This is a genomic window from Butyrivibrio sp. YAB3001 (assembly GCF_900112195.1).
Lineage (GTDB): Bacteria > Bacillota > Clostridia > Lachnospirales > Lachnospiraceae > Butyrivibrio.
Genome location: NZ_FOKR01000009.1, coordinates 64219 through 76608, shown reverse-complemented (window position 1 = coordinate 76608; position 12390 = coordinate 64219). Strand labels below are relative to the sequence as shown.

Below are 12390 nucleotides of genomic sequence, written 5' to 3'. Positions count from 1 at the left end.
CATCTTTTGAAAAAAAATAACTCCATAAAAAGTTTTATATCAAATTAATTTCATCGCATCCACAACCGAGGAAACACCAATGATCTCTATGCCTTTTACAGCTGATCTAAGCTTATTTTCAAGTGCTTTAGGCACTATACATGTCTTAAAGCCAAGCTTTTGAGCCTCCTGGACTCTGCTCTCCGCCATGTTAACCGCTCTTACCTCGCCGGAAAGTCCGACTTCACCAAATGCAACCATATCATCACTTACAGGTTTATTCTTAAAACTCGATATTATCGCAAGGCATATACCAAGATCAAGCGAAGGCTCCGCAACTTTCATTCCGCCAGCCAGATTCACATAGGCATCAAAATCGCCAAGCTGAAGCCCTATTCTCTTCTCAAGAACAGCCATTAAAAGATTCACTCTGTTATAATCCGTACCATTTGCCTGTCTTCTCGGGAATCCAAAATTCGTATGACAGACAAGCGCCTGAACCTCTATAAGTATAGGCCTTGTACCCTCCACAGAACAGGTAACTATCGAACCGCTGGCATTTTCAGGTCTTCCATCCAGCATAAATTCAGAAGGATTAGCCACCTCCACAAGCCCCTGCTCCTGCATTTCAAAGACACCAATTTCATTGGTTGAACCGAAACGGTTTTTAACCGCCCTCAAAATTCTATAGGATGCATGCCTATCTCCTTCAAAGTATAAAACAGTGTCGACCATATGCTCCAAAACTCTTGGTCCTGCCACCTGTCCTTCCTTGGTCACATGTCCCACGATAAACACCGAAATATTCATGCTTTTTGCAATCCTGAGAAGCACTGCCGTGGATTCTCTGACCTGAGAAACACTTCCGGGCGCAGATGATACAGACTCATTAAACATGGTCTGAATAGAGTCAATAATAATAACCTCTGGTTTGGCTCTAAGTATCGCCTCTTCAATATTTGAAAGATTAGTTTCGCACAAAAACTTTAATGTTTCAGAAAAATCACCGATTCTGTTGGCCCTTAATTTTATCTGCCTTAATGATTCTTCGCCTGAGATATACAGGATATCTCTTTTATCCCTTGCAAGATTTCCTGCCACCTGTAACAAAAGAGTGGATTTTCCAATTCCAGGATCTCCGCCCACAAGTATAAGCGAACCTCTTACCAGTCCGCCGCCGAGCACACGATTAAGCTCATTTATATGGGTATCTGCCCTGTCCTCATCTTTCATAACTATCTCTGAAAGTGTAAGAGGTTTTGAAGCTTCTCCATCGGAAAGACCAATAGAATTTGTTTTAACACTACCTTTAACCGCAGGTTTTACCACTTCTTCTGCAAAAGTGTTCCACTGTTTGCACCCCGGACACTGCCCCATCCATTTTGATGATTCATAACCGCAGCTTTGGCAAAAAAATACTGTCTTTATTTTATTCGCCATTACTCCTCCAATCTCACTAAATACACACCTAAAAAAAGACGGTTCTCATCTATTCGTTCCAAATAATGAATAGACAAGAACCGTACCTTAATGACTTTAATTACATTTCAACTCTTACGTTTGCTTTTCCCTCTGATGCAAGCTCAACGCTCAGATTAAGCTTTCCTCCAAGATTTGTGCTCATCTTACCGATACTACTGCCATTTACAAACACACTATACTCTGTATTCTCCAAGAGTCCAAGAGTTATCTGCGCATCATTGTCACCTTCGACGTCAAATTCAACTCCCTTATCTGTTTCTTTAAAACCGTGAACCGCTGTTCCCGGCACTGATTCGTAAACGAAGTTTTCATTACTCTCAAGCTTTGTAATATCCTTGAACGTCTTGACTTTCAAGAGATCCCCGTTGTGTTCGAAATTCTCAACTTTCTTTTTCTCCGGAAGCTTATAATTGCCAAAACTGATGCTTCCGTCATCCTCAGCACGTATCAACTGCTCTATGACAGCCATATCAAACCTCCTGTCGTAAAAACTACTATTATGTATCTGAACACCTACATTATAATTCATATTGGAATCATTTTATATTAAAACTTTTTAAACTTTTGATTTTTTCTTTTTGGTGGTAACAGCAGCCTTTGTTTTAGTTGTTCTTGTAGTTTTCGTAGTCTTTACATTAGCTTTTTTTACAGATGTTTTTCCCTCTGAAGTTGTAAAAACAATCTTTTCATCCTTAAGCCCTACAGTAACGTCTGAATTAGCCTTAATATTACCCTTTAACAGTTCTTCTGCCATGGCATCTTCTATCACAGACTGAATAGCTCTCTTTAATGGTCTTGCACCCATTTTAGCATCAGAATGCTTATCCACAAGGAACTTCTTAACAGCAGGTGAAATAGTAAGATTTATGCCCATCTGCGTCTTGCATCTCTTACTAAGATTCTGTGAAAGAAGCGTTATGATATCCATCATTTCCTTCTCATTAAGAGTATGGAATACCATGATCTCATCTATACGGTTTATGAATTCGGGTTTGAAAAGCTTTTTAACTTCCTCCATAACTCCCGACTTCATGTCTTCGTAGTCCTTCTTGGCATCAGAGCCCGCACCGAATCCAAGCTTCTTGGGATCAACTATCTTCTGCGCGCCCACATTGGATGTCATGATAAGAATAGTATTCTTGAAGCTTACTTTTCTTCCCTTGGCATCTGTGATATGTCCGTCATCAAGCACCTGCAAAAGAACATTAAATATGTCCGGATGTGCCTTTTCAATTTCATCAAAAAGGATAACGGAATATGGATGTCTTCTTACCTTCTCGCTGAGCTGTCCGCCTTCATCATAGCCAACATATCCTGGAGGAGATCCGATCATCTTTGAAACCGAATGACCTTCCATGTATTCGGACATATCAACTCTGATAAGGGCATTTTCATCACCAAACATAGCCTCAGCAAGCGCCTTGGAAAGTTCTGTCTTACCTACACCTGTAGGTCCCAGGAAAAGGAATGAACCAATAGGTCTGTTCGGATCCTGAAGTCCTACTCTTCCTCTTCTTATTGCCTTGGATACAGCCTTTACTGCATCCTCCTGACCTATTACTCTCTTATGAAGCACTGACTCAAGCTTAAGAAGCTTTTCAGATTCTTTTTCAGCAATCTTCTTAACAGGTATTCTTGTCCATTCAGCAACAACTTCTGCAATATCATTCTCATTTACAACAAATCCTGCTGACTGTTCTTTCTTCTTTTCAGCATTCTTTACTCTGCCAAGCTTTGAAATAAGCTGATTTTGTTCCTTGTTAAGCTCTCCTGCCTTTGTAAAGTCAGCATCCTTCAAAGCCTGTTCGATGTCTCCATCAAGCTTTTGAATGCTCTCTTCTATCTCTTTTACCTTAGGTGAAACACCCATAGTTCTAAGTCTTACTGCGCTTGCAGCCTCATCGATAAGGTCAATTGCCTTATCAGGAAGATTTCTGTCGTTGATATATCTCTCAGAAAGATCAACTGCAGCCTTAATAGCTTCCGGTGTTATTGTCACCTTATGATGCTCTTCATATTTGCTCACAATGCCTTTTAAAATCTCTGTTGCCTCTTCCTTGGTAGGTTCATCAACATTGACAGGCTGAAATCTTCTTTCCAGCGCAGCATCCTTCTCTACATACTTGCGATATTCTGTAATAGTAGTTGCGCCGATCATCTGTATCTCGCCTCTTGCAAGAGAAGGCTTAAGAATATTTGAAGCATCAATCGCTCCCTCAGCGCCGCCGGCACCTATAAGCGTATGCATCTCATCCACAAAAAGAATAATATTGCCATCTTCGGAAACTTCCTTGATAACTTTCTTTATTCTCTCTTCAAATTCACCACGATACTTGGAACCTGCAATCATACCGGAAAGGTCAAGTGTGACCAGTCTCTTATTCTGAACCGTAAGGGGCACATCCCCTGCGGCAATGCGCTGAGCAAGTCCCTCAACAACTGCAGTTTTACCAACTCCCGGCTCACCGATAAGGCATGGGTTATTCTTGGTTCTTCTGCTAAGAATCTGTATAACTCGCTTTATCTCTCTTTCTCTTCCAATAACCGGATCAAGCTTGTTCTCCAAAGCAAGCGCAGTCATATCACGGCTGTACTGTGCAAGGATTGATGCTTTCTTGCCGGTTCTTGCAGCAACCTTCTTGCCAAGATCTTCTTTTACCAGATTGGGATCTTCTCCCATGGCGGCAAGGGTTTCTGCATAAATCTTCTGAATCGGAACATTAAGTGTGCTGATAAGTCTAACAGCCACATTCTCCCCTTCCTTAATAAGTGCTAAAAGAATATGCTCTGTACCTGTCTTGTCAGCCTTAAAACGCTCAGCCATTCTGTGAGCTTCCTCAAGGACCTTCTCAGCTCTTGGGGAAAAGCCATCTCTATCCAATGTACGAACGCTGCTGTCCGGTACGATAAGATCCCTTATCATATCCATCATGCGATTCTCATCAATCCCGTTATCGATCAGGATTCGTGATGCCACGCTACCATCCTCAAGGATAAGTCCCATAAGGATATGCTCAGTGCCCACATAGTTAAGTTTAAGGCTTCTGGCTGTTCGTTTAGCAAGTTTAAGAGCATCAGCGGCCATTACTGTAAACTTAGAATCCATTTTTACTTCCTTTCGTAAATATCATAAACATTAGTATCTTCAAGCCATGGTGTTGCGTTCATAGTTATCATAAAGCTGATCAACAAGACCATGTATCTCATCTCTTGAAATGCCTTTGCAAATTGCTCTGGCTAAAACCACTGCCAATTCTGACCTGGCTTCCTTAAGTGCCTGCAGCTTGTTAATATCAATGGCAATTATCGCTCCACGCCTTCTGTCTATCTTCACAAAGCCATCCTGTTGCAAAATAGAATACGCCTTATTAACAGTATGCATGTTAATTCCAATCGTCTCTGCAAGTTGTCTTACGCTTGGCAATTGCTCGCCCTCTCGAAATTGAGACGTAGCAATTCCTAATATTATCTGATTGCACAATTGAACATAAATTGCTTCATCACTATTAAAATCTATCTCTATGATCATGCCATCGCCTCCTTTTCTGTGACAACTTTAGTATAACAGATATTACACATTTTTCAATAAAAAAGAGAGATCACATTCTTCGCAAATGTAATCTCCCACTTAATGAATTCTATTTATTTGTCATCATCGAGATCAAGGAACTCAAACTCAAAATCATCGTCCTCGCCCACAAAGTTGCGTGCTCTGCGCTTTGGAGCCGGATCTCTGTCCACATTCTGACTGCGTCTGTCCTCAGGACCTCTTCTTGAAGGACGTTCCTGCTGCTCTCTTGATGGTCTTCTTGAAGGTCTCTCTGATTCATAATCATCATCTGATCTTCTGTAGCCACGTGAATCCTCACGCTCATCTGAAGGTCTCTGCTGTCTGCGAGCTGAGCGGTTCTCATACTCTTCTTCAGCAGGTCTTCTTGTAGGTCTTACTGTACGCTCATCATTTGAAACCCTTCTTGAAGGTCTCTCATCCTGTTCAGGTCTTTCTACAGGTCTTCTTGCAGGTCTCTCATTTTCGTTCTCTCTTGCAGGTCTGCGTGAGTTATTATCGTTCTGCTTCTTTGGTGCCTGAGAGTAACGATCATATTCCTCTTCTTCGTCCTCTTCATAATAAAGAGATTCTCTAAGCTTAATTCCAAGGAATACTACACCGCCTACAAGAATAAGGCATATAAGTCCAAGAATAATTGCTATTGTCTTATAGTTATCAGCATTCTTACGAAGCTTTGAAACAGCATCTGCGCTGTGGGCAGCCTCAATAAGTTCTTTTACCTTAACTCGGTAACCGCCTTCGTTGTCATACAGATACCATACTGAATTGCCTTCATCATCTGAGGTATAAACCAAAGAATATGCTCCATCACCTGTTGATGAATCAATCACAGGCTGCTGATCCTGTGCTGTTTCTCCGGATTCTCCGTTTTCTGCAGTAACATCATAATTCTCTGCCTCAGTTGTTTCTGTATTTTCAACATTCTCAACAGGAGTATCTGATATCTCTACAAGATCGCCTCTAAGATAACCTGTTGAAGAATTAGCTCCAAAAGTAACCTGATACCAGTTCTTATTATCTGTACCTGTAGCTTCACCGGTAATAACAACTGTATCACCCTTTGAAACTTTTCCTACTGAATCATATGCTGTGCCTGCGCCTTTTCTGACATTGGCATTATCAGCAATAACTGTTGCATTTTTCTGCTCAACTGCACTTGCCTGTGTTTCAGGAAGTGAAACCGCTGTCTGAGTTGCAGGCTGTGAAGCTGCGCCGTCAGAAGAACCGGACTTACTGACAAGGTCACTTCTAACATATCCGTATTCACTCTTGTTTACAAAAATCTTGTACCAAACATAACCTGAAGCATCTGTTGCCTCATCTACAATATCAACCGTATCACCATTCTTAAGACTTGATACCTGTGATGCAGTCGTGCTTGCTGATGATCTGACCTTTACATTATCAGAAGTAACCTTTCCGGTTGTCTGAGTATAAGCAAACGCTGAAACTCCTGTGCCGGCAAAAACCGAAATTGCAACGCCGGCAGCAAGCATAATACCTGCTACTCTCTTTCCCAACTTATTCATTTTACTACCTCCTTTGCATCATCTATAGCTTTTCCTATATCATGACGCATGTACTTATTTTCGAAGCTAACCCATTCTGTAGCTTCATAAGCCTTTTCTCTGGCCTCTTTAAGCGTATCTCCCTTAGCTGTAATTCCAAGGACTCTTCCGCCGTTTGTCACAATGCCTTGCTCAGTAGCCTTGGTTCCTGCATGGAAACAATAATATCCGTCTTTTCCATCAAACTTATCAAGCCCCGTGATAAGCTTACCCTTTTCATAGCTAAGAGGATATCCATCACTTGCAAGAACTACACAAACTGCAGCCTTGTCCTCAAATTCTATATCCATATCATCAAGTTTGCCATCAATACAGGCATTCATGACATCTATGATATCTGTCTTTAATCTTGGAAGTACAACCTGTGCTTCAGGATCGCCAAATCTTGCATTATATTCAAGAACCTTCGGTCCATCAGGTGTAAGCATAAGTCCAAAGAAAATAACGCCCTTAAACTCTCTTCCTTCAGATGCCATAGCCTCAACAGTCTTCCCATAAATGTTGTCACGGCAAAACCTGTCAACTTCATCAGTATAAAACGGACTTGGTGAAAAATTACCCATACCACCGGTGTTAAGTCCTGTATCGCCATCTCCTGCTCTCTTATGATCCTGAGCAGAAGACATTAGTTTATATGTTTTTCCGTCTACAAAAGATAAAACAGAAACTTCACGCCCGGTCATAAACTCCTCTATGACCATGTGATTGCCGGCATCGCCAAACTTTTTATCTTCCATTATTTCCTTAACGCCGGCTTTTGCCTCATCAAGATTCTGACAGATAAGAACTCCTTTACCAAGTGCAAGTCCGTCAGCCTTTAACACGATAGGAAATTTAGCATTCTCAAGATAAGTAAGTGCATCCCCAGCATTGTCAAAAGTTTCGTAAGCTGCGGTAGGAATTCCATACTTTTTCATAAGATCCTTGGAGAAAGCCTTGCTTCCTTCAAGAATAGCCGCATTCTTTCTTGGTCCAAATACTCTTAATCCTTCAGCTTCAAAAACATCAACTATGCCTCCAACAAGTGGATCATCCATTCCAATTATTGTCAGGTCAATCTCGTTTTCCTTAGCAAAAGAAACAAGCTTATCAAACTCCATAGGAGTAATCGGCACGCACTCAGCAAGAGCTGCAATTCCGCCATTTCCCGGCGCACAATAAATCTTATCAACCTGCTTACTTCGGGAAACAGCCTCAGCAATAGCATGCTCACGGCCACCTCCGCCAACAATCAAAACTTTCATTAAAAATACTTCCCTTCCTCAAAACAGTACATTTTTTATAAATGTACTCCCCATTATATATCAGTACTGTAACCTTCTATGATAACCTTATGGTTCTCAACTTTAACTTTGCCATTTGCAATAAGATCTATGGCCTTGGGTAAAATAATCCACTCTGCCTGTTCCATAATCCTCTGCTGTAATGACTTTGGCGTATCATCCTGCCTTATCATTACAGGTTTTTGCAAAATAATAGGACCGGTATCTGTTCCCTCATCTACAAAATGAACTGTGGCTCCGGACACTCTGACTCCTCCTTCGAGAACTTTTTCATGAACCTTAAGCCCATAAAAGCCTGTTCCGCAAAAAGCAGGAATAAGAGACGGATGAATGTTGATAATCCTGTTAGGAAAAGCCTTCACAACACAATCCGGAATAACTACAAGGCATCCTGCCAGTACAATAAGATCCGGCGCTGCATCAAGCAATATCTGCAAAAGAGCCTTGTTAAAATCATCCCTTGTTTCAAATTCCTTAGGGCTCTTTACTACAACAGGTATACCTGCATTCTTTGCTCTCTCGATAGCGTATGCATTGTAATTATTGCTATAAACCAGACATATTTCAGTTCCGGTTATTCTCCCATCATTTATGCTGTCAATAATGGCCTGTAGGTTTGTTCCACCTCCAGATACTAGTACTGCAATCTTCATTAAGGTTGTTCCTCCCGCGGGTGTTTTTTTTATGTATTGAAACTATGCATTTATACAAGCTCAACGCCTTTTTCACCAGCTGCGCAATTACCAACAACCCATGCCTTATCTCCTGATGCCTTGATAGCCTCAAGAGTTTTATCAACATCTGCCTTATCTACTGCAAGTACCATTCCAAGGCCCATATTGTACGTATTATACATCATATGCTCCTCGATTCCACCCTTCTTCTGCATAAGAGTGAAAATAGGAGGAATATCGTAACTATCTTTTTTAACTACTGCTTTTATTCCATCAGGAAGCATTCTCGGAATGTTCTCATAAAATCCGCCGCCTGTAATATGGCTGCATCCCTTAACTTTTACCCCTGCATTCTTGATGGATTTCATCATTTTAACATATATTCTTGTAGGTGTTAAAAGAGCCTCTCCAAGTGTAGTTCCAAGTTCATCATAATATGTTTCAAGACTTTCTTTGGTCATATCAAAGACCTTACGAACCAATGAAAAACCGTTACTGTGAACACCTGTTGAAGCTACGCCAATAAGAACATCTCCATCCTTTATAGTGCTTCCATCGATCATATCCTTGCGGTCAACAACACCAACCGCAAAGCCTGCAACATCATACTCATCCTCAGGCATAAGACCCGGATGTTCAGCTGTTTCACCGCCAATAAGCGCTGCCTCAGACTGTTTGCAGCCTTCTGCAACTCCCTTAACGATTGCTGCGATCTTCTCAGGAATATTCTTTCCACAAGCTATATAATCCAGGAAAAATAATGGCTCACCACCTGCACATGCAACGTCATTTACGCACATTGCAACTGCATCGATGCCGATAGTGTCATGCTTATCAAGAAGAAAAGCAAGCTTAATCTTTGTTCCAACTCCGTCAGTTCCGGATAAAAGAACCGGATCCTCCATATCCTTTATCCTGCTTAATGAAAACGCTCCGGAAAAGCCTCCAAGACCACCCAAAACTTCCGGTCTCATAGTTTCCTTCACATACTCTTTCATAAGCTCCACAGACTTGTAGCCTGCCTCGATATCAACGCCTGCCTTCTTGTAATCCAGTGCCATAATTTCTCCTCATTCCTTTAATACATAAAAGTTTTTATTACTACGACAAAACAAACAAAAAACAGTTAAATTATCAATAATTCTTATATCCGACTTCCTGAAGCTTCGCATCCTTAGCTACAACGCTTTCCTTTAAAGATGCAGAATACTCTTTTAATTTCTGTAATAAAGCATCATCACTTGTAGCAAGAATCTTAGCTGCAAGGATACCCGCATTGGCTCCGCCATTAATGGCTACAGTTGCCACAGGTATTCCGGTAGGCATCTGAACAATGCTATATAATGAATCACGGCCTCCAAGGGATGTTGTATGCATTGGGATTCCAATAACCGGCATAGGGAAAATTGCCGCACACATTCCGGGAAGATGCGCTGCCATTCCTGCTCCCGCAATAATTACCTTAAAGCCTTTTTCTTCAGCGGTCATTGCATATTCAAAGAACTCATCAGGTTCTCTGTGTGCTGAAATAATTCTCATTTCATACGAGATTCCAAGCTGCTCCAGAATGTCAGCAGCCTTTGCCATGACAGGCATATCAGAATCACTACCCATCACAATTCCAACCTTGGCCATACCAATCCTCCATTGAATCAAAAAACTACACAAATCTTTTGTATCATAACATAACGCCACATTTTGTTCCACTATTTTTATTGTTTTTTACTCATCCATTGGCTTGTTCAATTCTTCTGTTCCTTCAAGAACAAATCTCCCCTTTTCTATGATGGTAATACTACTTCCATCATGTCTGACTGCCTTGATCTCACCAAGCTCATCGTATGGAATTGTTATGTCAGTATGGCAGCTAAAGTATGCTTTATCAGGTTCGGTCTTTCTCTTTATAGATATTTCGTTATCTCTTGCAATAATGCTCTTTCCATCCGGATTATATGTTACAGTATCCTCTTCATATGAGTAGCAGGTATCACCAACTGCAAAATGAGGACCGGTCTTCTCAGCAATAAGAATTGGAAGTTTATCTGCAATGCCATATTTTCTGGCTACTACATAGGCTGTAGTATTTGTTCCGATTGCAAACTCACCGATTGGAAGTGTCTTATGGTTAAAGAGAATGTTATCACTGATATACTTCTTACCCTCTTCCTCAGTGTCGAAATTGCTGCAGCTATAATCGGTTATACAGCCATCCTTAAATTTAATTTCGAGGTTCTTAAAGAACAAGCCCTCAAGATAAACTCCTGTCACATGAAGAGTTCCCTCTGTTCCTGTCAAAACAGGAGATGTGAATACTTCGCCCACAGGTATGTTTACATCTGCAACGCAGTTTTCAAAATTAGTCTCATGCGCCTTATCCTTCAGTTCATGGAGCATGACCTTCATCTTAGTATGATTATCACCCATACCCTTAACAATCACATATTCAGCTTCATCGAGAGCATCGATTATCTTCTGCTGAATACCCTGATACAGCTTATAATCAAGAGTGTTTATCCTTACTGTTTCATTGAAAATATCATTAAACTTTTCACCGATATCAGGAACCGGGAAAGAAATAATCGTAAAGCTTCTTTCTTTATTTATTATGTAATCATTTACTATCAGACTGTTCTGGATTCTGAACTCACTGAGCATCTTCTGCTGTGCAGGAGAAAGTTTTACAGCCTTTTCATTTGTCTTAGGAGAAAATGGCACTTCACCAAAGACTTCGATTACTGCAGGGCCTCCAAATAGTTTTGCCTCTTTTTTATATTTTTCACCTGCTGCCCTTGCAGCCTCAAGCTTTCTGGTCACAAAGCTGTTATCCAGGAAAAGAGCCACATCTTCTTTGTGATCATAGTTAAACTGCTTATTAGGGATAGCTCCGTAAGTTCCTCCTCTTGAAGCACTGCCTCCCATTCCGTAAATGCTCATTGGGAAAAGCTGGATTGTGGATTTAAGCCCGATCTTTTCAAGATTATCTATAGCTTTTCTGACCATTCTCTCAAATCCAATATTATAATGAAGCGAAGCAGTCTTTTTTATAGATATATCTTTTCCGGTTATCTCAAAACCTATTCTGTAACCTTCAGTAAAGGTTGTTGCCAGCTTGTCGATTTCTTCCTGAGAGAGTGAATTTAAATGCTGCGCTGTTTTCAGCTCATTATCTGTTATATACTCTCCGAATCTGTACAGATAACGCAGGTCTGTGAGATCAGCTTCAAGAACTATATCTCTGACAAAATTCTTGTCTGAGACAACCATCTCGGCAAAGCCATTCTCTCTGAACTGCTCAGCGTAATCGCTACCAAACCAGTACATGATTTTCCTTATTTCTTCATATGAAGGCTTAGCTCCATTCTGATCTGCAGAAAGGAAAGCCCCATACACTTCCAGGAACAGCTCAATGGTTACTGTCAGCTCAAATAATTCATTTTTAAATACATTTGTTATAAGTCCGCGAACTTCAAAATAAAGAGCTGACAAAAGATGTCCGAAGTCATCGCCAAACTCCTCACAGGCAAAAGTAGGATTCCCATAGCTCTTATCATAATTTGATGGCAGTATATCCTCGTAAAGCTTTCTGTTTAGCTCAGCCAGTTCTTCAATTGAGACACTGTCAAAACCGCCATTTTTGATAAAGTCATAGGTTTCTGTAAGCATCAAAATAAAATCTTTTACAAAATGAAAATATATATCATATTTTTCATCTGAAAGATGCTCTTCTTCAATGCTGCCAAGTCTTTCAACTGCAAGTGCATATCTCTCCTTAAGCACTTCGTTTCCGCTTTCAAATTCGTAAATTAATTCTTCACTATTACTCATATTTTTTC

Annotated in this window: 10 protein-coding genes; all 10 read right to left on the bottom strand. The window is 40.7% G+C overall.

Annotation, left to right across the window (positions count from 1 at the left end):
• Positions 1 to 39: 39 nt before the first annotated feature.
• The gene (gene radA / locus BM086_RS10910; RefSeq protein WP_092326301.1) at positions 40 to 1419 is read right to left on the bottom strand and encodes a DNA repair protein RadA; all 1380 of its coding nucleotides are present in this window, start codon (positions 1417 to 1419) and stop codon (positions 40 to 42) included.
• A 100-nt stretch (positions 1420 to 1519) separates the two neighbouring features.
• Entirely contained in the window at positions 1520 to 1930 is a 411-nt protein-coding gene (locus tag BM086_RS10905) for an endosialidase (RefSeq protein ID WP_092326297.1), read from the bottom strand.
• A gap of 87 nt (positions 1931 to 2017) precedes the next feature.
• A complete protein-coding gene (locus tag BM086_RS10900) occupies positions 2018 to 4567 on the bottom strand; it encodes an ATP-dependent Clp protease ATP-binding subunit (protein ID WP_092326294.1) in 2550 nt (849 codons plus the stop codon).
• Between the two features lie 39 nt (positions 4568 to 4606).
• Positions 4607 to 4990: a GntR family transcriptional regulator gene (locus tag BM086_RS10895; RefSeq protein ID WP_092326291.1), complete on the bottom strand. Its 384-nt coding sequence runs from the start codon at positions 4988 to 4990 to the stop codon at positions 4607 to 4609.
• A gap of 113 nt (positions 4991 to 5103) precedes the next feature.
• Positions 5104 to 6561 (bottom strand): SH3 domain-containing protein, encoded by a 1458-nt coding sequence (locus BM086_RS10890; RefSeq protein ID WP_092326288.1) that lies wholly within the window; start codon positions 6559 to 6561, stop codon positions 5104 to 5106.
• Positions 6558 to 7844 carry a phosphoribosylamine--glycine ligase gene (gene purD, locus BM086_RS10885; protein WP_092326285.1) on the bottom strand — a complete coding sequence of 429 codons (1287 nt, stop codon included), beginning with the start codon at positions 7842 to 7844 and terminating at the stop codon, positions 6558 to 6560. The genes BM086_RS10890 and purD overlap by 4 nt, the downstream gene beginning before the upstream one ends.
• Before the next feature lie 53 nt (positions 7845 to 7897).
• Positions 7898 to 8536 carry a phosphoribosylglycinamide formyltransferase gene (gene purN, locus BM086_RS10880; RefSeq protein WP_092326282.1) on the bottom strand — a complete coding sequence of 213 codons (639 nt, stop codon included), beginning with the start codon at positions 8534 to 8536 and terminating at the stop codon, positions 7898 to 7900.
• A 50-nt stretch (positions 8537 to 8586) separates the two neighbouring features.
• Positions 8587 to 9612: a phosphoribosylformylglycinamidine cyclo-ligase gene (purM, locus tag BM086_RS10875; protein WP_092326512.1), complete on the bottom strand. Its 1026-nt coding sequence runs from the start codon at positions 9610 to 9612 to the stop codon at positions 8587 to 8589.
• Positions 9613 to 9691: 79 nt separating this feature from the next.
• On the bottom strand, positions 9692 to 10192 hold the full coding sequence (purE, locus tag BM086_RS10870) for a 5-(carboxyamino)imidazole ribonucleotide mutase (RefSeq protein ID WP_092326279.1): 501 nt from the start codon (positions 10190 to 10192) through the stop codon (positions 9692 to 9694).
• Positions 10193 to 10279: 87 nt separating this feature from the next.
• Positions 10280 to 12382: an aminopeptidase gene (locus BM086_RS10865; RefSeq protein ID WP_092326276.1), complete on the bottom strand. Its 2103-nt coding sequence runs from the start codon at positions 12380 to 12382 to the stop codon at positions 10280 to 10282.
• Positions 12383 to 12390 lie beyond the last annotated feature (8 nt).

Bases quoted from the DNA above. Each gene is read 5' to 3' on its own strand.
- purE (WP_092326279.1), bottom strand. From the start codon at position 10,192: ATGGCCAAGGTTGGAATTGTGATGGGTAGTGATTCTGATATGCCTGTC.
- BM086_RS10890 (WP_092326288.1), bottom strand. From the start codon at position 6,561: ATGAATAAGTTGGGAAAGAGAGTAGCAGGTATTATGCTTGCTGCCGGC.
- BM086_RS10865 (WP_092326276.1), bottom strand. From the start codon at position 12,382: ATGAGTAATAGTGAAGAATTAATTTACGAATTTGAAAGCGGAAACGAA.
- purD (WP_092326285.1), bottom strand. From the start codon at position 7,844: ATGAAAGTTTTGATTGTTGGCGGAGGTGGCCGTGAGCATGCTATTGCT.
- BM086_RS10905 (WP_092326297.1), bottom strand. From the start codon at position 1,930: ATGGCTGTCATAGAGCAGTTGATACGTGCTGAGGATGACGGAAGCATC.
- radA (WP_092326301.1), bottom strand. From the start codon at position 1,419: ATGGCGAATAAAATAAAGACAGTATTTTTTTGCCAAAGCTGCGGTTAT.
- purN (WP_092326282.1), bottom strand. From the start codon at position 8,536: ATGAAGATTGCAGTACTAGTATCTGGAGGTGGAACAAACCTACAGGCC.
- BM086_RS10900 (WP_092326294.1), bottom strand. From the start codon at position 4,567: ATGGATTCTAAGTTTACAGTAATGGCCGCTGATGCTCTTAAACTTGCT.
- BM086_RS10895 (WP_092326291.1), bottom strand. From the start codon at position 4,990: ATGATCATAGAGATAGATTTTAATAGTGATGAAGCAATTTATGTTCAA.